Source organism: Runella salmonicolor, assembly GCF_024158025.1.
In the GTDB taxonomy this organism is placed as follows: Bacteria; Bacteroidota; Bacteroidia; order Cytophagales; family Spirosomataceae; genus Runella; species Runella salmonicolor.
The window spans coordinates 140,585-163,966 of sequence record NZ_JAMZEL010000005.1 but is presented as its reverse complement, the minus strand read 5'-3'; the positions used below and the strand labels follow the sequence as shown (position 1 = coordinate 163,966).

Sequence of the window (23,382 nt, the reverse complement as noted above, 5' to 3'; positions counted from 1 at the left end):
TTTTTAGGAAAAGGACGATGAATGGGCACTCGGTTTTGAGAAACCTCACTGGCGGATTTGAGAATCCGCTTGCAGTCGCTCGGCTCTGCCGAGTGACGACTATTACAAGGCCTCTGGCCATTAAAACATATTAAAGACTGGAGGCACCTACTTATAGACATCACTCGGCTCTGCCGAACGACTGCGTTCCATGATTTTGACAACGCATTCCTTCTTTTCGCCATTGTTCAACCTATATTATTGCATGACCTTTGCAGAGTCAATAAAACAGAAAAGTTGACCAACAAAAGAAACAATCGCTATTTAAGCAATAACAACCAAGACAATGGAAACGAACAATTTAATCACAGGCATACACCACGTAACGGCCATCGCCGCTGACCCTCAACAAAACGTGGATTTTTACGTAGGTTTACTCGGATTGAGGCTCGTCAAAAAAACCGTCAATTTTGACGCTCCCGACGTATATCACCTTTATTATGGCGACGAAACGGGCAATGCAGGCAGTATTTTGACCTTCTTTCCGTTTGGACAAGGCAGCCAAAAAGGACGCCACGGCAAAGGACAGGCGGCTACCACTTCTTTCTCCATCCCTACGTCGGCCATCGACTTCTGGACCAAACGCTTTGACCAATACGGCATTTTGTACAAAAATCCTCAACAACGGTTCAACGAAGTGTTTATCTATTTTGAAGACCCCGATGGATTAGGCCTGGAATTGGTCGCCAACGACGTGGATACGCGCCCGGGTTTTACTTACGGACATATTCCGTTGGAGTATTCGATTCGTGGTTTTTGGAATATCGAATTGTGGGAAACCACCTACGAACGCACGGAAGCGTTGCTGGCCAATTCACTCAATTATGAGTTTATTGCCGAAGCAGGCGCTCGTCGTCGTTATGCTCCTAAAGGCGGTCACGCAGGTCAGTTTGTGGATATTGTTTGGGACAACAACAACCGTTGGGGAATGAACGGCGCGGGAACCGTACACCACGTGGCCTTTGATACTCCGACCGACAACTCTCAACTGGAAGTGCGCGAAGCGGTGCTTTCGGCGGGTTTTATGCCAACGCATGTACTTGACCGTCAGTATTTTCATTCCATTTATTTTCGCGAACCGGGTGGGGTGCTATTTGAGGTAGCCACTACGCCTCCTGGCTTTTTATTGGACGAAGAAAAAGCAAAATTGGGTGAAGCCCTCAAATTGCCGCCTTGGCAAGAACGCAATCGTGCGCAAATTGAGCAATTGTTGCAACCAATTTCGCTGGAAGCTGTTTATAAAAAATATAATATCAACCACTAAACAACTCTTTACCCCTCTCCAATTTGGGGAGGGGCAGGGGTGGGGCTAACATGCACAACATAAACAATACCGTTTGGGCGGGCCAGCCGCTTGCCCAAGCCAAACGCGTACTCATCATGACCCACGGACGCGGGGCGAGTGCGCAAAGCATCCTGAGTTTGGCCGCTGAACTCAACGTGGAAAACACCGCGCTGGTGGCGCCTCAAGCTACGGGCAACACTTGGTATCCGTACAGTTTTTTGGCACCCGAAAATCAAAATGAACCGGGCCTATCGGCAGGGTTGCAGGTGTTGAGCCAACTGGTGGAAGATATCAAGCGGCAAGGTTTTGATTCGAGGCAGATTTACTTGTTGGGCTTTTCGCAGGGCGCGTGTTTGACGGCAGAGTTTGCGGCGCGGAATGCGCAGCCGTTGGGAGGAGTGTTTATTTTAAGCGGTGGCGTCATTGGCGATTCTATCAAGACGGAGCGTTACTCGGGCGATTTTGAAGGAACGCCCATCTTTTTGGGATGTTCGGATGTAGATTCGCACGTGCCTTTGCACCGCGTTCAGGACAGTACCGAAGTATTCAAAAATTTAGGGGCTAACGTAACGGAACGAATCTATCCCAACGCCCCGCACAGTGTTTTTCAGGACGAAATCAATCACATTAATCAGGTGTTAAACCAAGCATAATGAAAACATTCAAAACCATTTCGTACGTATGGGAAGGCCGTCCGCAGCAGGTGGGCGATGGATTTGTAGGACAAAGCATGATTCCTTCCCAACGATTTCAAGATTTTAGCCCTTTTCTGATGCTCGACCACCACGGCCCGATGCAGGTGAAGCCTTCACGGATTCCGAAAGGCGTAGATGAACACCCACACCGAGGTATCGAAACCGTCACAGTAGTGTTTGAAGGCGCGCTTCAGCACCGCGATTCGGCAGGTAATAAGGGTGTTATTTTTGCGGGCGATGTGCAATGGATGTCGGCAGCATCGGGCTTGGTTCACGAAGAAAAACACGAGGCCAACTTCTCGCGTCAGGGTGGGATTTTGGATTTTGTGCAGTTGTGGGTGAACCTCCCGAGGGCGCACAAAATGGAGAAGCCGCGTTATCAGGAACTTACCTCTGCCCAAATTCCAGCGGTTGCGGTCAATGAAAACACCCAATTACGTGTTATTTCGGGCGAATTGAACGGAATCAAAGGGCCCGCGCTTACCTACACGCCCGTACTTTTAGCGGAGGTGATTGTGTCAGGTGAAAGTCAATTTGAGCTGCAACTGCCCGAAGGATTCAACGTGGCGATTCATGTGGCGCAGGGAGAAGTGGTTTTGAACAATACCGAAAAAGCCGCTGCCAAGCGCATTGCCAAACTCAGTCAGCAAGGAGAATGGATTTCGGTGTCAACTGGCACAAAAGGGGCGCGGTTATTGATTTTGGGCGGAGAGCCTATCAATGAGCCGATTGCAAGTTATGGTCCGTTTGTGATGAACACGCAAGCCGAAATCATGCAAACGCTTCAGGATTATCAATCGGGCAAAATGGGCTTTTTGGAGCCAGTGGAATATTCTGAGTAAACCTTCTTTTTTCAACCATCGCATCGCGGCCCCGCGATGCGATGGTTGAAAATGATTACTTCACAAAACTGCGTACGGCATTATTAAATTCTTGAGTTTCAGTGATAAAAGGTTCGTGCCATGATTGACTGAACTCCACCGTTGACACCGAAGTATTGGTCAGCAATTGTTGGGTTTCACGTCCTACTTCTACGGGTACTACACCATCTTTTACTCCCCAAAACAGCCTGACTGGAATCCGAATATTTTTCAATAAAGCTCCTTTTTCAAAAAGACGACTTTCAACTTCACCGTAATAACTGTAGGCTTTGGAATGAGTAAACTGCGCTAAAGCGGTATTGGGTGAAGCAAAAGCGTAATTTGCTAGGTATTTTTTATCGTCATACAGAGACACTGGATTACCGCCCAGTTTGTGCATCCACCGATAAATAAGCTCCCAATTAACGGTTGCTGTATTTTCAAGAGTTACTGGATTGGCCATTAATTCACGTTCTGCTTCGGCATTATTTTGCTTTTTTGCCTCACGCAATGCCCATTCCCGAACATGATACAGCCAACGATAATAAGAAAACATCCCATTGACGGCCATTAATCCAGAAATCATTTGCTGATTATTGTTCGTGGTCAAAAACTGCCAAGCCAGCTCAACGCCAAAACTATGCGCTAACAAATAAATCTGAGCGTTGGGGTACTGTTGTTTGAGCAGTTTGACAACATAAAAAGCATCCTCACTGAATTGAGCATAGCGTAACGTTGCCGAATCTACTTTACCAGACGATGCTCCCGCTACCCGTTGGTCCCAATAGGCCACCATCATGTCGTTTTCCAGTTCTTTAAAATAATACCGGTAACACATCGCACAATCGCCCGGTCCACCGTGCAAATACAGCACAATTTTGTTTGATTGGGCATTTCCGTGTACCCAAACGGGCATATCGGCTCCTTTATGACGGAGAAAAAGTGTTTTTTGCTCGGTTGGCTCTACATCTTGGTCTTTACAGGAAACCAAAATTAGGATAATTGCGAGGCTCGTAAATAACTTATGGATTGTTTTCATTGCTTTTTGAAGGGAAAAATAGCCCCTATTTCCAGACTGAATCGGGTAAGAGCGGATGTGTTATAGGGGCGTTGTTGACTGATATTCAGTCGAGTATACCAATCAAAAGAAAGGCCGCGACGCACAGAAAGAGCGCGTCCAGTGCCTACGAAAACAGTAGGCAAGAAAGCATTTCCTCCAGCATAGCGTATGCGTTCCAATTCACCATTTGCGGTTACTTGGTAGGTAGAACCCTCCAAAAAATAACGAAAGTACGCAGGGGCAATGCCTGCCTCAAGCAGCGTACCCCGTTTGCCTATACGTCGATATATCAACTCGGGGGCTATGATGATACCGAAATGATTACGCGGATGGCGGTAAAGTGCCGCGCTTGGCGCAATCAAAAGCATTTTACGCGATTGATTACGCTCTTTTATTTTACTGAAAATTGGGTATTCATACGCAGTTTTGAGGCCATAATGCGTAATGGTTTCGCCGTAATAACTGATCCTGAGCGATTGCGCCTGTGTATTTTTTTGGGTGAGGATAAGTAGCCCCAGCATCAAATACAGGCTTAAATGAATATTTTTCATGGCTTAGTTTTCTGATTTTGCCAATGTTCTCCGATGACTCAATGGGTTGAGTGTAGCGGTTTAGGCGGCATTCATATCCATTATAAAATCTAACTGTCGATTGTTCATACTAGCAGGCATCAGTCTGAAAAGTGCATTGCGTAAAGCAACCAGCCAGGGCTGACTCGCCTGTGCAATTTTACCAAGTGTAAAAGAGCGGTTCACAATGGTTGTTGTTCGAGGTAAACGTACTGCTTCAAACTTCTGAAAGACTTCCGACAAGTCGGTTGGGTATTGCCTAATCAGCCGTTGAAGTACCACCGCATCTTCAATTCCCTGACATGCCCCTTGCCCCATGTTGGGGGTCATGGCATGAGCGGCATCGCCCATCAACAATACTTTGCCGTAGGCCAGTTGACGAAGCGGTTTTAAATCAATAATATCATTGTGCAAAATCCGTTTTTCGGGCGTAAGGCCAATGATTTGGGCTACCGGAGCGTGTAATTGACCAAAATGGTGCAACAAATCAGTTTTGGTAAAATTTCGGAAACGGGGTTCATCGCCTGTTGGTGCATTGACGCAGGCAAACCAGTAAATACGCCCTCCCTGAAGCGGCACAATGCCGAATCTTCCTTCTGATGCCCACGTTTCGGTGGCTTGTTTGGGGTTTAGGCCTGACGGAGCAGTGTCGGTTACTCCTCGCCAACAGGTGTACCCAGCGTATCTTATTTTGGTGCTGGGTACCAATTGCTGACGAACGGCAGAATGAATACCATCGGCCGCCAAAACATAATCGAAAGTAGCAGTATGGCCGTTACGAAACACCAAGGTGACTCCTTCATTGTTTTGAGTGAGTGTAAGAAATTGATGCCCTAAGTACAGTGGAATATCCTCGATTGCCTCTAAAAGCGTCTTTTGTAAATCAGAACGATGAATGGAAAAACTGCCTATTACTTTGTATTTCTCGACGGCTGCAAAGTAATTTGATTCGGTAATGATTTTCCCCTGTTTATCTAAGATAGAAAAGAGCTCGAAGGGGTTTCCGTGAGCCAATATTTTATCGCTGAGACCGAGCAATTCAAAGGCTTTTACTGCATTGGCAGCCAAGGCAATACCTGCTCCTGCGGGGCGAAGTTCCTGATTGGCTTCGTAAATGCTTACGTTGATTCCAATTTGCCGGAGAGCAATCGCGGTGGTCAGACCTGCGATTCCTCCCCCAATGATAGCGATTTTCATAAAACTGGGTTGTTTGCTGAGCATACTTTGTAAAGATAAAAAGTAGGTGGTTCTTAATGGATGCCTTCTATTTTAAGTCAGTTAACCATTCCTGAGCAAACGCTCGGGCTTCCAGCACGGGTGTTTTACCAAGACGGTACAAAAACTTCCATTCGGCGGGTTTGCGCTGATACAATGGGTTGATAAATTCCTGTTTTCTGCCCGAAGGTACCAGTTTGGCGTTGAAGTCAACTTCATCGCAAAGGGCAATAAAGTTTTTGAGGCGTTGCCGCAACAGCGGCCGAAAATCGCTGTGGGCATCCAAAATAGCTGTCTGTTTTTTGTATTCCACATTGCGCTCTTGGGCGTTGGCCAAATCCTTTTGTTGTTGACTCTTGCTTTGGTCGCTTCCCTGTTTCAGCAATTTGCTGTGGTAAGCCATAAATTGCTTTTTAAATTCCGTAGATTTCCCTTCTGTGGCGGCCAAAATCTTTTTGAGTTCCGCCAACTCGCGGGCTTTTGCTGCGCGTTCTTCGCCTTCAAGAGTAGCCAATTGGGCTTCCTGTTGAGAAAGTTGTGACTTGATGCCCATTTGCAGCATGGCCGGGTCGAGTTGCGCATACGTTTGCTGAATCAGCGCCATTTGTTGGCTAATAGCCGCATCCATTCCACCTACTGCCTGTTCGCGTTGTGCTACAACCGCGTCGCTGTAAGTTTCGTCAACGGGGTATTTTTGTTTGAGCCATTGCCGATATTCCTGTTTGAAATTATCAGACTCAACATACGAACGAACCCATTTGCCTAAAGCTCTTACGGTCGTAGCCTGTGCGTTTTCGGGAATCCCTTTGGCGATTTTACGCATGGCCGATGTGCTGTTAAATAAAAAGTATTTTTCTTCGGCCAAATTGTCCAATACTCCCTGACGCACATTTTCAAAAGTGACTCCCGTATCGGTCAAGGCATCAAGCGGGCGCATGGCCATCAACGCGGCCAAAAAGAGAAGGGTGCAAAGAATAGGGATGTATTTCATGGCTATAAATCGTTGATAATTAAACTAATTCACACTTTTTACTCTGAATATTCCCCGAATTTGTGACGTACCCACAGGATTGTAAGGGTCGGCTTGATACCAGCCGGCAGGTTCCAGATGGAAGGTGCCGAGAACGTAGCCCTGCCATTGGTCGGTGTCTATGTTCAGGGTTCCGCCGCTTACGTCAGGCCGCGTGCCGTAGCGGTTTTGGTAGTGTCTGAAGCCGGTGTAAAGCACAAAGGAAACTTGGGTATTGAGTGTCCAGTGAAACTGCCCTTGCCGTCCGCCAGACCAACCCATTGAAACGTACTGGCTACCGTTTTTTCCTTCAATCACGTTTTGAATATGGTTAAAATTAGCGCCTCCGCGGTAAGTGATCCAATCACCGCCGTCTATTTGCAGCGTAATGCCTTCGGGAGCCACGTAGATACGGGCAATCAGCAGTCCGACGGCTCTTCTATTGGATTTAATGCTTACTTCCACCCGTACCGGATTCTGCCCCGGAATGTGGTTGGGTGCCTGATACACCGCCGTGCTGTTGGTGGGTTTCAGTTCACCGTCGCCTTTCAGTTCCCACTTGTCGATATATTTGGCATCCAGTAGATGTTCCGGATTGAGCAACTCCAATTCCTGAGCTTCATCGCCAATGGGTACTAAAAGAAATTCGTCCGGAAGCACGTATCTGACGGCCAAGTTGCCCTTTTCTCCGGGATCCATATACCGATAGGCTGGTTCAAGACTGATGGCTTCAAAGAAACTCCAATCACTGAAATGGGTTGTTTTGATAGTAACTGTCTTGGCTTCTTTGTTCAACGTTAAACCGGTTGGTACTTTCCAAATCCCTTTATCATTTTGGTAAGCAATCCCCAATGCTTCGGCAAAAGTACCATTGAGGTCTTCATCGGTGTATTTAAAAGAAATAGTGGCTGGTTTGGCAAACTGCAATCCGTGGGGGGTAAGCCGGAAGGCCTGTCCTTGGCCGTTAGGAGCTTTATTGGTAATGGGCTGTAAGGTAATGGTCTGAGTAGCGGTCAATGCACCAGCGGGAATTTCGACGCGGATACGCTTGTCGGTCGACTCAATAGCCCCTCCGGCGGGGCCTATTGCGGCCGTTATGGCCGTACCGTCTGGGGTGCCCTGTGCCGTAACGTGTCCAGTGGGTTCTGGCAATTGGGTGGGAGCGGGGTCGGGTTCGGTACACGAAACCGAGAGGGTGATGAGCGCGAGGCCCAGTAGTGTATTTGTAATATTTTTCATGGCTGTGAGAAATTGATTGTTTTACTGTTAGTTGATTATTTTGATGCAATGGTCTCCTTTTCAGAAGTGGTAGGGGTAAAGGTTACTACCCTGTTTGGGATAGGTTTAAGCGTTTGTAAGTAGGTATAAATGGCCCCCAAATCCTGCTCGCTCATCCCTGCGTACATTGGCCAAGGCATAATCGTTTGTCGGTCGCCGGGTTTTACGGGATGTGGTTTATAGCCAGTGGCTGGGTCGAGGGCTTTGAAACGAGCTATAAAGGCAGCTTTGGTCCAGCGTCCTAGCCCAGTTTCGGCATCAGGCGTAAGGTTGGCCGAACGTACAATACCCCCCGGTAAGGCAAATTCTGCACTTCCCGCAAATTCCATTCCTGCCACATGTTCTCCTTTTTCTCTTTTGGTGTGGCACTCGGCACAGCCAGCGGCATTGACCATGTAGCGTCCATAGGCTATCTGGTCGGTTGTGTCGGGGCGAGTTTGAAAATTGGGTTTTTGCGGAATGGTATTGACAATAAAATTCATTGGAAATTCTAATTCTGAATCAGGCACCTCGTTTGAAATGGGCTTGAGAGAGCGGAGGTAGGCAATGATGGATTTGATATCCTCCTGATCCATACGGCCATAGGAAGGGTGAGGCATCAATGGAAACAGGGCTTTGCCATCGCGAGTTACCCCTGAGGTAATAGCGCGAAACAACTCGCCGTCGGTCCAGTGGCCCACGCCAGCAGGGGTGATATTGCGCGAATAAATAGTGCCCGGCAATCCCATCTCTGGGCCGAAGCGCTCACCCCCCTTGCCCTCGGTGCCCGCCTTGGGTGGGCCTGCAAAAAGGTTCCAGTCGCGGGTGCTGTGGCAATCCATGCACACACTGACGTGATTAGCCAGGTAGCGCCCCCGTTCAATCTGGGCGGCCGTAGTATTGATTTTTAATTCGGGAGCGGCACCTACATCGGGCAACCAAAATTTAACATAGACCAGTACAAGACTAACGCCCGTGACCACCACGGCCAGACCGATAAAAATGAAACGAAGGATGGTTTTCATGACTTGAAATTGTTGGAAAAAATGGCTGAATTATAGCACTGCAGCGGCAAACGGCGGCGTTTCCAACGGAGGGTTTTTGCGGTATGTTTTATGGCTGCATTGCGTCAAGAGGCCTTTGTTTGGCCGATTGACGATACAAAATTGGGCAATGGGAAGGGGGATTTTCAATAGCGTCCCTGATGAAACGTCATTTGAAGGAGCTGTAACGGAACAACCGCCCGTTCAGTCGTTGTAAAACGGCAGGCTTGTTTTTGGTAGGCTTTATCGGAAGAAGTATAGAATAGTTGGCGTGTTGGTATTACCGATGTTTTGAATTTGCTCAAAAAGTCTCAATTAGAGCATATCTATTTTCTTCCATATCAACTGCCATTCAGCCTTTGACTTTGTCAACAGAATGGCGGCTTCATAGTGTGTTTTCGCATTATTAGGGTCTTTCAATTGCGCAAAAAAGTCGCCCAATGCTGTGTGATAATAAGCATTGTTTTCAAGCCCTTTTATGTTCAGTAAGGCTTCCGTGCCTCGTTGTGGCCCTTCTGCAAACCCCGTGGCAATGGCTTTGTTGAATTGTACCATTACGCTCGGATTGATTTGTTCCAACAGCCGATAAAGATACATAATGGCCTGCCAGTTAGTACTTTCAAAACGCTCAGCCCGGGCGTGATAGGAAGCAATAGCGGCTTCGAGGTGGTAGCTGCTGATGTCGGGTCCTTGAGAGGCTCTATTTAAGAAGGCAATTCCTGCGTCTATCCGCGTCCGATTCCATTTTTGGCGGTCTTGATTGGCTAACAAAATAATATTTCCTTCCTCATCTTGTCGGGCATCAAACCTTGATGCTTGAAAATACATCAACGATAGCAGCGCGGCGGTTTTGGGGAGGTCGGTATACCGATGCTGACTCAATAGTGTGCCTAGTCGGAGGGCTTCTTCGCACAGGTCTTGCCTGATAAGCCGGTCGGGGTGCTGCGAATTGTAACCTTCGTTGAAAAGCAGATAAACAGCCTTTAAAACCGTATCCAGTCGCGTTGGAAGTTCATTGCCGTAGGGCACTTCCAACTCAATGGGCGTGCTGCGGATTTTGTCTTTGGCCCGGTAGAGGCGTTTGGTAATGTTTTCGTCGTTGGATAAAAAAGCGTTGGCGATTTCGGTAATGCTTAGCCCGCAGAGTGTTCGTAGAATAAGCGTTATTTGGGCTTCGGGTGGTAAACTTGGGTGGCAGCACGCAAACATCATCCGCAGCTGGCTGTCTTCCATTTCATGTTCCAGAAACAATTGGTCTATGTGCTGCTGCATTTGCTGTTCTGATTGGAATTCGTAGGCAATGTCGGGGCTTATTTCGGCCATTTTTTTCTCTCTACGGAGCCGGTCGAGCACTCGGTTTTTGGCCGAAGTATAGAGCCATCCCGTTGGATTTTCAGGGATGCCGTTCAGTTTCCACTGTTCCAGAGCGGCCAATAAAGTATCTTGAACCACATCGCGGGCGGTGTCGTAGTTGGAAAAACCAAATACCCGCGTGAGTACAGCGAGCATCTTTCCCGACTCATGCCGAAAAAGATGCTCCGCCATACGATTAACTTCCGTCATCCTGAAGATTAATTAAAAACTTGAATTTGACGCACTTCTACCCGTCCCTCCGAGTCATAAATAGGGCAGCCATTTGATAATTCTACGGCTTCTTCCAGGCTGTCGGCCGTGAGAATCATAAAGCCGCCGATGATTTCTTTGCCTTCCGTAAACGGGCCATCCGTAACAATGTTGGCGGAGCCAGAGACCGTTTTCCCCGTATTGTGCAGTGCTTCGGTGGCGACCATTTTGCCTTGGGCGGCAATTCCTCCAATCCAATTATTCCATTTTTCGATTTCCACCTGAATCGCTTCGGGCGACAGTTGGGCAAAAGACTCTTCAGAAGGAATGGCATTCCAGAAGGCGAGCATGTACTTGTTCATGGTAAGTTGTGTTTTTTGTGAACGAATTTATTGAATTTGTACGAATGACGAACGACTCAATCAAAACTGGACAGCTAAGAAGATTTTTTTTTCTAATTTTAAAAATAAATCATTTGACCCTCGTATTCCCCAACCGATTTGAATCTGCGAGCCAATACTTTTACATTTTGAATTTTTCTGTTTATCATTTTTCTGTTGTTCCATTGCCGCTAGGCTAACCGATTTGAATCTGCGAGCCAATACTTTTACATTTTGAATTTTTCTGTTTATCATTTTTCTGTTATTCCCCATGAACCGCATCGACCGTTTATTGGCTATTGCCATTACGCTGCAATCTCGAAAATATACCTCAGCCGAGGCATTGTCTGAGCGCTTTGGTATGAGTGTTCGTACCGTTTATCGTGATTTAAAGGCATTGGATGAGATTGGGATTCCGATTGGGTTTGAGTCAAACAAGGGATATTATGTCATGCAGGGCTATTTTTTGCCCCCCGTGATGTTCAGCACCGAAGAAGCCAATGCGCTGGTGTTGGTGGAGTCGATTGTGGAGCGCTTTACTGACAAATCTATCCGACGGCATTATCATTCGGCGCTCAATAAAGTGAAGGCCGTGCTTAAACATCAGCAGAAAGAACACGTTGAACATCTGGAAGATAAGGTGGTGACGAGTGCGTCTTGCCCCAATCATAATTTTGAATACTTGGCCGAAATTCAAACGTCAATTACGACCCAGACCATTTTACAACTACACTATCAAAATGCGGGTCAGGAGGTAAGCCTGCGTGAAATGGAGCCGATTGGGATGGTTTTTTATTCTATGGCGTGGCACGTAATTGGGTGGTGTTGGCTGCGAAATGAATACCGTGACTTTAAAGTGGCCCGCATCTTGAAATTACAGAATACGTATAAGCCTTTTCGAAAAGCCAACCACCAGCACCTCAACGATTATATAAAACAACAAGAAATGCGAATGGTACTGACATAGGGTTGTCAGTGGAGGGTGTTTTCTTTGCTACCAAATCAAAAAAACAGCACTTTTATGAACACAAAATTAGCCCTGAAAACATCAATTCTCCTTCATGCCCCAGCTATTGCCGTTTGGGATGCCCTTACAAATCCTGCCGTTGTAAAGGAATATTTTTTCGGAACCACCTTGATTACCGATTGGAAAGTGGGTGGACCAGTGCGCTTTACGGGTGAGTGGGATGGTGTGGCATACGAAGACAAAGGAACGGTATTGGCCTTTGAACCTGAGCGTTATCTGTCGTACAACTATTGGAGTTCATTCAGCGGTACGGAGGATATCCCTGAAAATTATGCCAACATTGAATACATCTTGGAAGCCGCCGAGGGTGGAACACGGTTGACCATCACGCAGGACAATCTGAAAGACGAAGAAGCCCTTGCCCACTCTGAAAGTAACTGGCAGGCTCTTTTGGCAGAAATGCAAAAGTTGGTGGAAAATAAAGCGTGAGCGCTTCGTTAATAAACTGAATAAGGGCTAAATTGGCCGCCGACAACCGATGAACGAATGGTTTCTTTCAAGGCATTGCTGCTAAAATTTGATAAAAAAGGCGAAAAAACGGGCTGGACCTATTTTGAAATTCCACCCTATATTGCCAACGAACTCAACCCTGGCGTTAGAACGTCGTACCGGGTAAAGGGCAAGTTAGATGGGTATTCTATCAAACTGGTGGCTCTTTTGCCCATGGGCGAGGGCGGTTTTATCATTCCTGTCAATGCCGACATGCGTCGCGGCATCCGAAAAAAAGAAGGCGCAAGCATCGAGGTCGAGCTTGAAATAGATACCGACCCCTTGCCACAGTCCAACGACTTGCTGGCGTGTTTGGAAGATGAACCTAAAGCACTGGCGTATTTCAATAGTTTGCCTACCAGTCACCAAAATTATTACAGCAAATGGATTGAATCGGCCAAGACGATAGAAACCAAAACCAAGCGCATTTCGATGATGATCAAGGGCATGATGATGGGGTTGAATTATGGCGAAACCTTGCGGTATTTTCGCGACCTAGAGAAGTAAACGTCGACCTATGAAGTAATTTCGTTGCTCCCCATTCCTTTTGACAGCTCATTGTTTTTTTATGCTATGGTTGATTTAGAACAAGCCCATGAGATTTTATCTTCAATGCCCAACGCGGTGGAGGTACCTCATTTTGATAAACCTGCTTACAAAATCAACGGCAAAATTTTTGCGACGTTCAACATCGAAAGCAAGTGGGTAACCTTGAAACTAACGCCTGAACAACAGGTAATTTACTGCGAAGACACGTCATTTTATCCCGTCCCCAACAAATGGGGAGTGTATGGTTGGACGCACGTTGACCTCAACCGAGTCAGGAAGAGTGCTTTTATCGAAGCCATTGAAACTGCGTACAACAATATCATTGCAGAAAAACCAAAGCGAAAAAGGTAAGTAGAAACAATCCGATAACTATGAGAAAAATTGTTTTAGGCCTAGCTGTAAGTTTAGACGGCTACATTGAAGGCCCCAATGGAGAATACGACTGGTGCTTTACCGATCAGGATTATGGATTAAATGAGTTTTTTACGCGGATAGATAGCATTTTTGTGGGTCGAAAAACCTACGAAATGGCCTTGGCAGGGGATGGGCAGGAGAGCTGGCTTCCCAAAATGAGGGAATATATTTTTTCCACCACCCTCACCGAAGCCGATATAAGCCCCAAAAAAACACTCATCAGCGGAGATATTGAAGCGAGAGTTAAAGCAATCAAAAACCAAAAAGGCAAAGATATTTGGCTTTTTGGGGGCGCTGAACTTACCAATACCCTCATGAATCTTGGCCTGGTAGATGAGATTTGGCTGTCGATTCACCCCATTATTTTGGGGGCTGGAAAGCCACTTTTTAGTAGTTTAAAAGAACGAAGATGGCTGACATTGACCGACTCAAAAGTGTATGAAACTGGATTGGTATCCTTGAAATACGACTGCAAGTGGGATACGACAGAGACCGGATAAGGGAGAAAGGGATGTTTGCGAAAAAAATCCTTATTATGCTTTAATTAAAGTCAGAAGAGTATAAAAAATGAGAGAGTTTAAGTAGATTTGATTACTTAAATTCTCTCATTTTTTGTGGTTAATGATGAGCTAAAATCTAAGTTTTTTGCTTTTGGCAAAGTTTATGCAATTGTTCGGGATATACGCTGTTTAACATCGCCCTCTATGAAAAAATACATTGTTTTAATAAGCCTTTTAAGTGTGCAACTCGCTTTTTCTCAAGCGCCCGTTACTGGAAAAATAAAAAGTAACGTCGAGGTAATGGACGTTAGGAGTGGCAAAAGACAGGTGATTCTGACGGCTGGTTTCCTGTTGGAATCACCCAATTGGTCGCGGGATGGAAAGTATTTTATCATTAACAGTAAAGGGTTGCTGGAGAAAATATCCCTAAAAGGTGAATCGTTGGGTGTAGTTGACACCGAATTTGCCAATCGTTGCAACAACGCGCACGGCATCAGCTACGACGGCAAAAGCATTTTCTTTAGTTACAACGACGTTCGGGCGGGTATCAACAATAACTCCCGCATTTTTAAAGTTCCTATCGAAGGTGGAACACCCCTTTTATTGACCGAAAAAGCCCCTTCTTTTTGGCACAGCGTGAGTCGTTCGGGGAAAAATATACTGTACTCGGCCCAGCGCAATGGCGAATGGGATATTTATAAATTACCCACGGCGGGAGGCGATGAGATTCGGTTGACTAGTACTACGGGCTTGGACGAGGGCCCCGAATACGGGCATGATTCCAAGTTTATTTATTTTAACTCCAATCGCACGGGCCGAATGCAGATTTTTCGGATGAAGCCCGACGGAACTGACCAAGAACGACTCACCGATGATGAATTTGATAACTGGTTTGCGCACCCAAGCCCCGATGGTAAATGGCTGGTATATATGTCTTATCTGGAAGACCAAAAAGGAACACATCCGTTGGGAAAAGAAGTAAAATTGCGTTTGTTGAACCTTAAAACAAAACAAGTCAAAGACCTAACGGAGACTTTTGTGGGTGGACAAGGCACGCTGAATGTGCCATGCTGGTCGCCGGATGGGAAAAAGATTATTTTTGTAACCTACAAGCTAGAGTGACACAAGTCATTGCCTGATATTCAGCATCTTTGTACTCTTGCCTTCCAAAATCAGGTATAAATGTATGAATAAACGGGCTTTGCGTCCATTGACGGCGGTGGCTTTATGGATGACGGTGACGGTGTGGGGCTGTGGAGAAGAACAGACTCAAAAGAAAATGGTGGAGCAAGACGATATAAGCAAATTGGCCGCTTTGCCCACCGAAGTGCCTTTTCCCGCCGATAATGCTCCGTCAGATGAGAAAGTGGCTCTTGGACGTCTACTGTTTTTTGATCCCATTTTATCTGGTCATAGAGACGTTGCCTGTGCTACCTGTCACCATCCAGAGTTTGGGTTTGCCGAAAGTCTTGAGCTTTCCATCGGTGCAAATGGGCGAGGTATGGGCAGTAAGCGAACGTTTAACGTTCCAAATGATATTCCTTTCGTCAAACGAAATTCGCAAACCATTCTGAATGCGGCCTTTAATGGGGTTACGCTTGCTACCGCCACTAATCCCTCCAACGCGCCCATGTTTTGGGACGTGCGGGTCAAAAGCCTTGAAAATCAGGCGTTGGAGCCTGTCAAAGCCTTGGAAGAGATGCGTGGGCATCAGTATGCTTTGGAAGTAGCGCTTGACAGCGTGGTGAATCGGTTGAGAAAAAACAAAGAATACCAAGCCCTTTTTCGGGCGGCTTTTCCGATGGAATCACCCATTACGGTAGAAAATATGGCCAAAGCCATTGCCGCTTACGAGCGTACGTTGGTGGGTGGTAATTCGCGTTTTGACCAATATTTGCGGGGCGATAAAAATGCACTTTCTATCAATGAAGTGGATGGAATGCAGGCATTTTTGAAATCGGGATGTGCCAAGTGTCACAATGGCCCGATGCTTTCGGATTATCAATTGCACGCATTGGGCGTGGCTGATAACGAAAAACTACCACAGTCGGATGCTGGGGTGGACAATCAATACAAATTTAGGACGCCAAGCTTGCGAAATTTGCGCTATACGGCACCGTATATGCACAGCGGTACGCTCAAAACGCTGGAACATGTGCTCGAATTTTACGAAGATTTGGCGGGGGATAAAATCCGTAATCCGAAGGTGAAAAAAGAGCAACTCGACCCGATTGTTGAAAATCTCAAAGTGGATTTCAAAGATATTTCGTTGATTGTAGAATTTCTGAATACCCTCAATGACGACCAATTTGACCGTTCGGTGCCCCAACGCGTGCCCAGTGGCTTAAAGCCCGGCGGCAATCTCAACTGATAATTTTGCTTAACTTGCATAGTAAACCCCCTCCGTCATCAAACTATGCAAAACCGCTTACTTTCTTTGGATGTATTTCGTGGCATGACCGTCGCGGCCATGATTTTGGTCAATAACCCCGGCGATTGGGAGCACGTCTATGCGCCTTTGCTCCACGCTCATTGGCACGGATGCACGCCCACCGACCTCATTTTTCCCTTTTTTTTGTTTATTGTGGGGGTGTCTATATCCTTCGCCATGGCCAAGACCACGCCATCTATCCCTAAAATCATCAAGCGCAGTCTGATTTTATTTGGCTTGGGATTGTTCCTGAATTTGTATCCAAAGTTTGATTTTGCCAACGTGCGTATCCCCGGCGTTTTGCAGCGGATTGCCCTTGTGTATTTGGTTTGTTCGTTGATTTTTATCAAAACATCGCGCAACACGCAAATTATTACCACTATTATACTGCTTAGTGCCTACTGGTTATTGATGACTTTGGTGCCCGTGCCAGGGATAGGATACGCCAATTTGGAGCCTACCACCAACTTGGGCGCGTGGGTAGACCGCAATCTGCTGACCACGGCGCATTTGTGGCGGTCGGCAAAAGTATGGGACCCCGAAGGAATTTTCAGCACCATCCCCGCCATTGGCACTGGCATGTTGGGTGTGTTGACGGGGCAATGGTTGCGAAGCCAACGAACCGACGCTGAAAAGATGGCGTGGCTATTTCTTTGGGGCAATGCGCTCATCATCGGCGGGCTGATTTGGAATGAATTTTTCCCTATTAACAAATCCCTCTGGACGAGTTCTTTTGTACTTTATGCGGGGGGCTGGGCCATGGTCGCTTTAGCTATCTGTTATTGGTTGATTGATGTGCAGGGCTACCGCCGCTGGACGGCTCCTTTCGTGGCCTTTGGCGTCAATGCCATTACAGTCTTTTTTCTGTCAGGGATTATTCCTCGTACCTTACCGCTTTTTAAAATCAATACGCCAGAAGGGCCCGTAGGTTCGCAGGTTTGGATGCAGAAAAATCTGATAAGCGTTTGGTTCAATAACCCTTACAACGCCTCCTTGGCAGGAGCGCTCACGTTTATCACGATTTGGTTTGTGATTCTGTACGTGATGTATAAAAAAGGAATCATTATAAAAGTGTAACAATACAAAAAAGCGGCGCCGCAAATCGTGCAGCGCCGCTTTTTTGTATTGTTATACGTTTGACTACTTACTTGTAGTCTTCACTTCCTCTTTCACCACTTTCATCACCCCGCTCATCAGGCGCCAGTGGCCGGGGAACGTACAGATGTACGGGTAATTTCCTGGTTCAGTTGGTGCCGTGAAGGTAAGGCGGTAGGTTTGGTCGGGGTTGACCAACGGCGTAAACGCGATTACTTGTGGCAAATTAGGAACGTAGTTTTTCTCGGCCGCATCTTTTTGAGTAATCATCTTATCGGCAGCATTTCCTACGATATCCGTTGATTTTGGCTTGATAATCACCAAGTTGTGCTGCATAGCATCGGGGTTCTCAAAAACCAACTCAACGGGTTTGCCCGCAATGACCGTAAACTCTTTGATGTCAAACTTCATCGCCTCCTTGATGGATTTGATTTTGATAACCTGCAAGTTCGGGTCAACGGGAACCAAGGCATTGGCCCCGAAAGACTCCACAATTCCCGTGAATTTGGCTTTCAAATCTTCCGAAATAGTTTCTTTGGTGCTGACCAACAGCATTTTGTTGGCATCGTTGGTTGTCACTTTACGACGTGGATTCCAACCATTTACGATTCCTTTCAACACCGCATAACGAGCTTCGCTGTCTAGCGTATTGGCTTTGACAATCAACGCAATAACCGAATCTGGGCTTACTGTAGAGGAAGCATAGCTCCGGGCGGCGCGCTCCAACGCAAAGTCGGAAAGTTTGGCGGGGCGTTTTACTTCAAAGGTTTTGGCAAACGAGTTGTTCTTAACGTCATCTTCTTCGGAAATCAGGTTATCGGGGTCGATGCTGGCGCTAATGCGCAATTTACCAGCTTGTTCGGCCGTAAATCCCATCCGTCCAACCCAAGGGCCGTTGTTACTTTCGACCAATTGAATGGTTTCACCCGCGCCGATACCATTTTTCAATTGATAACTTACCAAATTGATTTTGAGTCCCAAGCCTTCGATTTGAACTTTCACCACAGGAACGGTTTCTTTTGGAATGGCAGTTCCCTTGTTGGTTATTTCAATCGCGATGGCGGCATACTCTCGTACAAAAGGCTGAGCGGGAGTGGTGGTGATGTTGGTAATCGCAAAGTCAGGCTTGGTGGCGGCGTGTGCCGCATGATTAGTAGTCGATGCTTGCGGTGGGGCGGCATTGGGCCCGTGCATGGCGCTGTGGTCATGGTTCATGGGAGCTGATGCCTTACCGTGCGACGGTCCGCCGTGCGACGGTGCGACCTCTGCTTTCATGCCGACGGTACGTTTTGCCAAATAGGCTTTCATTAATTTTCCGCCGTGGGCATTCAGGATAATCGAGAATGCATCTGGAAGCCAACGGTCATCGGCTTCATTCGAGCTTTCGAAACGAGCCAAAATGGTCTTTTCAGCTTCGGGAGTTAGTGGCGTTTCGCTAAATTTCAAAAGAGAATTCAGCACCACGAGCGGCTCTTTGTCGTTCAGCGTATTATTGGCCAACAGCACTTGTGCAGTAGCGGCCGTAGGAGGCAGAATTTGCACGGCATTCTTGCGAACGGCAGCGCTTGGATGTTTTAAAGCAGAAGTAACGGCTTTCAAAACACTTTCATCATTCATAGCTCCCAAACCTTCTAGCGCCCAGAGGGCATGAATTGCGGCAGGGTTCAGGCCAATTTCGTCCACAGATGTATCATTGACCAACGCAATCAGCTGTGGTACAACGTCTTTATTGCCTCTTTCCACCAACATACGTTGGGCGTGATTTCGCCAAAACATATTAGAGTTTTTCAGGGCTGCTACCAATTCCGCTGGGCGGTCTTTGCTCAATGAAATTGGTGTGTAAGCAGGTGCCTGCTTGTAGCCTACTCGGTAAATTCGTCCGTGGGTATAATCGCGAAGATCGGTGTCGTAAGCATTTCCTTTTCCGTTGCCAAAGCCCTGTGGAGTAGGATTGTGTTGAATAATAAAGCTGTACCAATCGGCTACCCAAACGGCCCCATCGGGTCCAACTTCGGCAAAAACGGGCGAAAACCACTCGTCGGCTCCAGCCATCAGGTTGAAGGCTTCTTTGTCTTCGTAATCAGTACCTTTTTTTACCATTTGGTTTTGGTGCAGTACGTGACCAGTAGGCTCAGCGACGAAGGCAATTTGGTTCCAGTATTTCTTAGGGAAGGCCCGTGCGGTATAGAAATTATGTCCTGCGGCGGCGGTAAAGCCCCCAAAAACGTCTACTTGACGAATCCGTGGGGTGATAGGCTTCATGTCTTTGTGGGTATCGGTACCTCGGCTACCGTTGTCGCGGCCCATGCCTGTATTGCCCGTAAAATAACGGTGCGGGATGGCCATGTACCAGCCGTGTGAGTTGTTGGCCGTGGAGCCAAACACATCGCCAGCTTCGTTGAAAGCCATTCCCCACGTGTTGTTGGAGGTACTTGTCATCCATTCCATTTTAGAACCATCGGGTTTGAAACGGAAAAATGCCTGTCCGAATTTCAGACTGTCGGTGTTGTCTTTGAGTTTTCCTTCGAATCCAGAATAGCCCACACAACCCCAAATCCAGTTATCAAAACCATAATGTAAGTTACTTGGACCCGCGTGGGTGTCGCCCGTACCAAAGCCCGAGAAAAGGATTTTCTTTTCGTCCGCTTTGTCGTCACCGTTGGTATCTTTCAGGAAAAGCATGTGCGGTGCTTGGCTGACGATGAGCCCGCCATTGGCAAATACCATGCCCGTTGGAATGCTTAATCCTTCGGCAAAACGCGTAAACTTATCGGCTTTACCGTCTTTATCGGTGTCTTCGCAAATGAGGATGTAATCAGTGCCACCTGTATCTTTGCGTTCGTTGGGATAATCTTTGGTAATCAAAACGTACAAACGACCCCGCTCGTCCCAGCTCATGGCAATGGGGTGCATTACGTTAGGCTCTGCCGCAAACAACTCCAAGGTAAAATCGGCGGGCACCTGAATGTGTTTCATAGATTGCTCAGGCGTGACGGCATTTTGCTGCAATTGTGGGCCAGGGCGTTTTTCGTAGTTGGGAAGTTTGGCTTCTTTATACGTAAACGGTAGCGGGTCAAGTGCATCTAGGTTTTTGACGGCTTGGTCACCCACGGCCCAACGAATTCCTTTTTCGAGCATTTTCATAAACTCGGGCTGGCTCCAAGTGCGGTCGTCGTGACCATAAGCCGTGTAGAAAATACGGCCTTTGCCGTGGGTACGTACCCACGTGTATGGCTCCGTTTTGGCGTTGGGCTTATCTTTGTACTGGTCGGGCTGAATCTCGCGCTCGGTCAATACCAGATTGTCGGGTTGGAGTTTGCTGTGGAGGTAGGTTTCGTCCAGTGTTTTGAACTGCTTCACGCCCATGATAGCAGGGTGGTTGGGATTGGTCCAAACCGGACGAATGGTGTCCCACGTGTGCCGCCAGAATTGGCCACCCATGATTTTTACCAATTCATCGGAATTGCGGAAACAATACGATGCGCAGTGAACTGGAATGAACCCTTTGCCACTGGCAATGTAGTCTACCAATGCACGCTCCTGAGGTTTGCTGATAGTATCCCAGTTGGCATAAAGCAATACACCGTCATACTTTGCCAGATTGGTCGGATTGAGGTCTTCCAATTGGTCAGAATAGGTAAAGTTGATGCCCTTGCTTCCCAGCGCAGACATGATGGCGGGCACACGCTCGATGGGGCGGTGGTGTCCATTGTCGCCCAGAAACAGAATTTCCAACCGGCGTGGAGTAACGTCGGCAGTAACGTCGGCAAGGTTTGAAACCTTGCCGACGTTTGGTTTTTGCGTAGCGCATTGCCACGTCAAAATCGCGAGTAAAACAATGGGTAGGAGACGTTTCATTGTATGGTTCATTCAGATGATTTCGAAGTTACGCATTAAAATCAGGCAAATACATAATCTTGCCACCCTGCATGGCCGATTCGTGCGCCAAAATACCTACCGATGTCCAGTTGGCCGATTGGGCCGCGTTGGGGAATGGGTCACGGTCTTCGACCAAAGCCGTCAAAAATTCATGGGCTAAGTGCGGGTGTGAGCCACCGTGGCCAGCTCCTTGGGTAAACGAAAGGTGCGTATTTTCTTCAACATCATACACGCCTCTCGTGGTAAATGCCTGAATTTCTTCGGGTAACAAATGAGCATAATCGGGCGTAGCTACGCGTTCTGGAATCTCGTGCTCTTCTTTTTTGGCGGTATGAATCACGGCTTCTTCGCCTTCGATAAGCGGCCATTCAAATGATTTTTTAGAGCCATACACCTCAAAGCTTTCGCGGTATTGGCGGGCTACGTCAAACAACGAACGGTACACATAAGCGCTCAAATCGCTGTCTTTGAACTTGATATGGGCTGATTCCACGGCAAACGGTGAGTTGTGGATTTTGGCCAATTCTTCGCGAATTGTGCCCGAACCGAAACACGAAACATATTCTGCTTCCAACCGCAGCAAGCCCGCTACTGGACCTACGCAGTGCGTGGCGTAGTGCATAGGAGGCAAACCGGGCCAGTAGTCAGGCCAGCCATCCATGTCTTGCTGGTGAGATGCTTTCAGAAACTGCACTTTACCGAGTTCGCCTTTTTCGTACAACTCTTTCACAAACAAAAACTCACGGGCGTACACTACTGTTTCCATCATCATGTATTTTTTGCCCGTTTCTTTACAGGTTTTTACGATTTCCATGCAATCTTCTACCGAGGTAGCCATGGGTACGGTACAGGCCACGTGTTTTCCCGCGCGCAATGCCTTTAAGGTTTGCTCGGCATGGTTGGGGATGGGCGAGTTGATATGAACAGCGTCAATATTGGGGTCTTTCAATAATTCATCGTAATTGGAATAACGCACATCAATGTTGAAAGCGTCACCAATGGCGTTGAGTTTCTCAACGTTCCGCTGACAAATGGCGTACATATTGGCGTTTGGGTGACGCTGATAGATGGGGATAAATTCGGCTCCAAAACCGAGTCCTACGATGGCGATGTTGATTTTTTTAGACATGATATGGTTTGATTTTTTATCAAAAAATGTGTTTTATATCCCTATGCGGTTGCATGAATTGCGGATAAATGCCAGTCCGTCGCGCATCAGTTGCTCTTCAGAGTCAAACATTTTTCGCCAAATATTGGCCGCAGGAAGCTTCTGACTAAAGGCTTCAATGCTCAGCCAACCGTCGTAATTGATGTCTTTGATGGCCTGAAACGCCCCCGCCCAGTCAACATTGCCTTTGCCCGGGGTACTGCGGTCGTTTTCGGAAAGTTGAATAAACGCAATGCGGTCGCCCATGTTACGGATACAGTCGCCAATGTTTTTCTCTTCAATATTGGCGTGGAAGGTATCAAACATGATTTTGCAGTTGGGGTGATTGACGTCGTCCACAAAATGAATGAGTTCGTCGCCGCAGCTTGTGAGGTATAACTCAAACCGGTTTAAGTACTCCAATCCGAGCAAAATGCCTTGATTTTGGGCGTACTCGGCCAGTTGGTGAATACCTTCTACGCCCCATTTCCATTCGTCGGCCGTGGCGGGGTGGCCCGTAAAAACCCCCAATGCTGAGTGATACGGCCCCATGAGCTTCGTGGCGCCCAAAACGGCACCGCAGTCGACGGTTCTTTTGAGGTTGGTAAGGGCATTGGCGCGGATGGAAGCATCGGCGCTGATGAGGTTTTCATTAGGGCCGCAAAAGGTGTCACATTCGCGGTGAAGGCCGAGTTCATCGAGTTTTTTGCGCCAGCCATGCCAAGCGTCGGGATTGGGGTTGAAAATCGGAACTTCTACGCCTTCAAACCCAATCTCCTGAATCAGGTCAAGCGTTGGGAAAAGGCTTTCGTCAATTTGGGTGCCCCATAGGAGCAGATTCATGCTGAATTTCATACGGAAAAGGAATGGACAGGG

General features: G+C 47.3%; 23 protein-coding genes. 11 read left to right on the top strand and 12 right to left on the bottom strand.

Annotated features, from left to right (window positions below):
- Positions 1–325 precede the first annotated feature (325 nt).
- Genes NCI00_RS14060 through NCI00_RS14050 form a run of 3 tightly spaced genes read left to right on the top strand, consistent with a single transcriptional unit; the run spans position 326 to position 2,861 of the window.
- Positions 326–1,303, top strand: coding sequence for a VOC family protein (locus NCI00_RS14060; RefSeq protein WP_253528583.1), 978 nt, complete (start codon positions 326–328; stop codon positions 1,301–1,303).
- Positions 1,304–1,353: 50 nt separating this feature from the next.
- Positions 1,354–1,977: an alpha/beta hydrolase gene (locus NCI00_RS14055; RefSeq protein ID WP_253528582.1), complete on the top strand. Its 624-nt coding sequence runs from the start codon at positions 1,354–1,356 to the stop codon at positions 1,975–1,977.
- Positions 1,977–2,861: a pirin family protein gene (locus tag NCI00_RS14050; RefSeq protein WP_253528579.1), complete on the top strand. Its 885-nt coding sequence runs from the start codon at positions 1,977–1,979 to the stop codon at positions 2,859–2,861. Before NCI00_RS14055 ends, NCI00_RS14050 begins: the two co-directional genes overlap by 1 nt.
- 55 nt (positions 2,862–2,916) lie before the next feature.
- On the opposite strand, the gene NCI00_RS14045 is transcribed toward NCI00_RS14050, so the two are convergent.
- The 9 genes from NCI00_RS14045 to NCI00_RS14005 all read right to left on the bottom strand — a co-directional run bounded on the left by NCI00_RS14045 (position 2,917) and on the right by NCI00_RS14005 (position 11,248).
- Positions 2,917–3,918 (bottom strand): alpha/beta fold hydrolase, encoded by a 1,002-nt coding sequence (locus NCI00_RS14045; RefSeq protein WP_253528576.1) that lies wholly within the window; start codon positions 3,916–3,918, stop codon positions 2,917–2,919.
- On the bottom strand, positions 3,915–4,490 hold the full coding sequence (locus NCI00_RS14040; protein WP_253528574.1) for a hypothetical protein: 576 nt from the start codon (positions 4,488–4,490) through the stop codon (positions 3,915–3,917). The genes NCI00_RS14045 and NCI00_RS14040 overlap by 4 nt, the downstream gene beginning before the upstream one ends.
- 60 nt (positions 4,491–4,550) lie before the next feature.
- Positions 4,551–5,705 carry an FAD-dependent monooxygenase gene (locus NCI00_RS14035; protein ID WP_253528572.1) on the bottom strand — a complete coding sequence of 385 codons (1,155 nt, stop codon included), beginning with the start codon at positions 5,703–5,705 and terminating at the stop codon, positions 4,551–4,553.
- Positions 5,706–5,772: 67 nt separating this feature from the next.
- Positions 5,773–6,714, bottom strand: coding sequence for a hypothetical protein (locus tag NCI00_RS14030; RefSeq protein WP_253528570.1), 942 nt, complete (start codon positions 6,712–6,714; stop codon positions 5,773–5,775).
- A gap of 24 nt (positions 6,715–6,738) precedes the next feature.
- A complete protein-coding gene (locus tag NCI00_RS14025; protein WP_253528569.1) occupies positions 6,739–7,971 on the bottom strand; it encodes a hypothetical protein in 1,233 nt (410 codons plus the stop codon).
- Positions 7,972–8,006: 35 nt separating this feature from the next.
- On the bottom strand, positions 8,007–9,014 hold the full coding sequence (locus tag NCI00_RS14020) for a c-type cytochrome (RefSeq protein WP_253528568.1): 1,008 nt from the start codon (positions 9,012–9,014) through the stop codon (positions 8,007–8,009).
- A 333-nt stretch (positions 9,015–9,347) separates the two neighbouring features.
- Positions 9,348–10,595, bottom strand: coding sequence for an RNA polymerase sigma factor (locus tag NCI00_RS14015; RefSeq protein WP_253528567.1), 1,248 nt, complete (start codon positions 10,593–10,595; stop codon positions 9,348–9,350).
- A gap of 8 nt (positions 10,596–10,603) precedes the next feature.
- Positions 10,604–10,957 carry a YciI family protein gene (locus tag NCI00_RS14010; RefSeq protein ID WP_253528566.1) on the bottom strand — a complete coding sequence of 118 codons (354 nt, stop codon included), beginning with the start codon at positions 10,955–10,957 and terminating at the stop codon, positions 10,604–10,606.
- Between the two features lie 60 nt (positions 10,958–11,017).
- A complete protein-coding gene (locus tag NCI00_RS14005; protein ID WP_253528565.1) occupies positions 11,018–11,248 on the bottom strand; it encodes a hypothetical protein in 231 nt (76 codons plus the stop codon).
- Between NCI00_RS14005 and NCI00_RS14000 the strand changes: the two genes are divergently transcribed.
- The 8 genes from NCI00_RS14000 to NCI00_RS13965 all read left to right on the top strand — a co-directional run bounded on the left by NCI00_RS14000 (position 11,247) and on the right by NCI00_RS13965 (position 17,462).
- Positions 11,247–11,942: a helix-turn-helix transcriptional regulator gene (locus NCI00_RS14000; RefSeq protein ID WP_253528564.1), complete on the top strand. Its 696-nt coding sequence runs from the start codon at positions 11,247–11,249 to the stop codon at positions 11,940–11,942. The genes NCI00_RS14005 and NCI00_RS14000 overlap by 2 nt on opposite strands.
- A gap of 54 nt (positions 11,943–11,996) precedes the next feature.
- On the top strand, positions 11,997–12,431 hold the full coding sequence (locus NCI00_RS13995) for an SRPBCC family protein (protein ID WP_253528562.1): 435 nt from the start codon (positions 11,997–11,999) through the stop codon (positions 12,429–12,431).
- A gap of 57 nt (positions 12,432–12,488) precedes the next feature.
- Positions 12,489–12,998 (top strand): YdeI/OmpD-associated family protein, encoded by a 510-nt coding sequence (locus NCI00_RS13990; protein ID WP_253528561.1) that lies wholly within the window; start codon positions 12,489–12,491, stop codon positions 12,996–12,998.
- A gap of 66 nt (positions 12,999–13,064) precedes the next feature.
- Positions 13,065–13,391: an MmcQ/YjbR family DNA-binding protein gene (locus NCI00_RS13985; protein WP_253528560.1), complete on the top strand. Its 327-nt coding sequence runs from the start codon at positions 13,065–13,067 to the stop codon at positions 13,389–13,391.
- A 20-nt stretch (positions 13,392–13,411) separates the two neighbouring features.
- Positions 13,412–13,954, top strand: a complete 543-nt coding sequence (locus NCI00_RS13980) for a dihydrofolate reductase family protein (protein ID WP_253528558.1) — start codon at positions 13,412–13,414, stop codon at positions 13,952–13,954.
- Between the two features lie 204 nt (positions 13,955–14,158).
- A complete protein-coding gene (locus NCI00_RS13975) occupies positions 14,159–15,076 on the top strand; it encodes a TolB family protein (protein ID WP_253528557.1) in 918 nt (305 codons plus the stop codon).
- Positions 15,077–15,140: 64 nt separating this feature from the next.
- Positions 15,141–16,325, top strand: a complete 1,185-nt coding sequence (locus NCI00_RS13970; protein WP_253528556.1) for a cytochrome-c peroxidase — start codon at positions 15,141–15,143, stop codon at positions 16,323–16,325.
- A gap of 45 nt (positions 16,326–16,370) precedes the next feature.
- Positions 16,371–17,462: an acyltransferase family protein gene (locus tag NCI00_RS13965; RefSeq protein WP_253528555.1), complete on the top strand. Its 1,092-nt coding sequence runs from the start codon at positions 16,371–16,373 to the stop codon at positions 17,460–17,462.
- Positions 17,463–17,525: 63 nt separating this feature from the next.
- Here the strand turns inward: NCI00_RS13965 and NCI00_RS13960 are convergent, their stop codons facing one another.
- From NCI00_RS13960 to NCI00_RS13950, 3 genes are read right to left on the bottom strand one after another with little or no spacing between them, the layout of a single operon-like run.
- A complete protein-coding gene (locus tag NCI00_RS13960; RefSeq protein ID WP_253528554.1) occupies positions 17,526–21,338 on the bottom strand; it encodes a PVC-type heme-binding CxxCH protein in 3,813 nt (1,270 codons plus the stop codon).
- Between the two features lie 28 nt (positions 21,339–21,366).
- Complete coding sequence (locus NCI00_RS13955; protein ID WP_166556607.1) at positions 21,367–22,488, bottom strand: Gfo/Idh/MocA family protein; 1,122 nt, start codon at positions 22,486–22,488, stop codon at positions 21,367–21,369.
- A gap of 33 nt (positions 22,489–22,521) precedes the next feature.
- Entirely contained in the window at positions 22,522–23,349 is an 828-nt protein-coding gene (locus NCI00_RS13950; protein ID WP_253528553.1) for a sugar phosphate isomerase/epimerase family protein, read from the bottom strand.
- Positions 23,350–23,382: the final 33 nt, after the last annotated feature.

What these genes read in the sequence shown, in the direction of transcription:
- NCI00_RS14060 (WP_253528583.1), top strand. Translation starts at nt 326, where the DNA reads ATGGAAACGAACAATTTAATCACAGGCATACACCACGTAACGGCCATC.
- NCI00_RS14055 (WP_253528582.1), top strand. Translation starts at nt 1,354, where the DNA reads ATGCACAACATAAACAATACCGTTTGGGCGGGCCAGCCGCTTGCCCAA.
- NCI00_RS14050 (WP_253528579.1), top strand. Translation starts at nt 1,977, where the DNA reads ATGAAAACATTCAAAACCATTTCGTACGTATGGGAAGGCCGTCCGCAG.
- NCI00_RS14045 (WP_253528576.1), bottom strand. Translation starts at nt 3,918, where the DNA reads ATGAAAACAATCCATAAGTTATTTACGAGCCTCGCAATTATCCTAATT.
- NCI00_RS14040 (WP_253528574.1), bottom strand. Translation starts at nt 4,490, where the DNA reads ATGAAAAATATTCATTTAAGCCTGTATTTGATGCTGGGGCTACTTATC.
- NCI00_RS14035 (WP_253528572.1), bottom strand. Translation starts at nt 5,705, where the DNA reads ATGAAAATCGCTATCATTGGGGGAGGAATCGCAGGTCTGACCACCGCG.
- NCI00_RS14030 (WP_253528570.1), bottom strand. Translation starts at nt 6,714, where the DNA reads ATGAAATACATCCCTATTCTTTGCACCCTTCTCTTTTTGGCCGCGTTG.
- NCI00_RS14025 (WP_253528569.1), bottom strand. Translation starts at nt 7,971, where the DNA reads ATGAAAAATATTACAAATACACTACTGGGCCTCGCGCTCATCACCCTC.
- NCI00_RS14020 (WP_253528568.1), bottom strand. Translation starts at nt 9,014, where the DNA reads ATGAAAACCATCCTTCGTTTCATTTTTATCGGTCTGGCCGTGGTGGTC.
- NCI00_RS14015 (WP_253528567.1), bottom strand. Translation starts at nt 10,595, where the DNA reads ATGACGGAAGTTAATCGTATGGCGGAGCATCTTTTTCGGCATGAGTCG.
- NCI00_RS14010 (WP_253528566.1), bottom strand. Translation starts at nt 10,957, where the DNA reads ATGAACAAGTACATGCTCGCCTTCTGGAATGCCATTCCTTCTGAAGAG.
- NCI00_RS14000 (WP_253528564.1), top strand. Translation starts at nt 11,247, where the DNA reads ATGAACCGCATCGACCGTTTATTGGCTATTGCCATTACGCTGCAATCT.
- NCI00_RS14005 (WP_253528565.1), bottom strand. Translation starts at nt 11,248, where the DNA reads ATGGGGAATAACAGAAAAATGATAAACAGAAAAATTCAAAATGTAAAA.
- NCI00_RS13995 (WP_253528562.1), top strand. Translation starts at nt 11,997, where the DNA reads ATGAACACAAAATTAGCCCTGAAAACATCAATTCTCCTTCATGCCCCA.
- NCI00_RS13990 (WP_253528561.1), top strand. Translation starts at nt 12,489, where the DNA reads ATGGTTTCTTTCAAGGCATTGCTGCTAAAATTTGATAAAAAAGGCGAA.
- NCI00_RS13985 (WP_253528560.1), top strand. Translation starts at nt 13,065, where the DNA reads ATGGTTGATTTAGAACAAGCCCATGAGATTTTATCTTCAATGCCCAAC.
- NCI00_RS13980 (WP_253528558.1), top strand. Translation starts at nt 13,412, where the DNA reads ATGAGAAAAATTGTTTTAGGCCTAGCTGTAAGTTTAGACGGCTACATT.
- NCI00_RS13975 (WP_253528557.1), top strand. Translation starts at nt 14,159, where the DNA reads ATGAAAAAATACATTGTTTTAATAAGCCTTTTAAGTGTGCAACTCGCT.
- NCI00_RS13970 (WP_253528556.1), top strand. Translation starts at nt 15,141, where the DNA reads ATGAATAAACGGGCTTTGCGTCCATTGACGGCGGTGGCTTTATGGATG.
- NCI00_RS13965 (WP_253528555.1), top strand. Translation starts at nt 16,371, where the DNA reads ATGCAAAACCGCTTACTTTCTTTGGATGTATTTCGTGGCATGACCGTC.
- NCI00_RS13960 (WP_253528554.1), bottom strand. Translation starts at nt 21,338, where the DNA reads ATGAAACGTCTCCTACCCATTGTTTTACTCGCGATTTTGACGTGGCAA.
- NCI00_RS13955 (WP_166556607.1), bottom strand. Translation starts at nt 22,488, where the DNA reads ATGTCTAAAAAAATCAACATCGCCATCGTAGGACTCGGTTTTGGAGCC.
- NCI00_RS13950 (WP_253528553.1), bottom strand. Translation starts at nt 23,349, where the DNA reads ATGAATCTGCTCCTATGGGGCACCCAAATTGACGAAAGCCTTTTCCCA.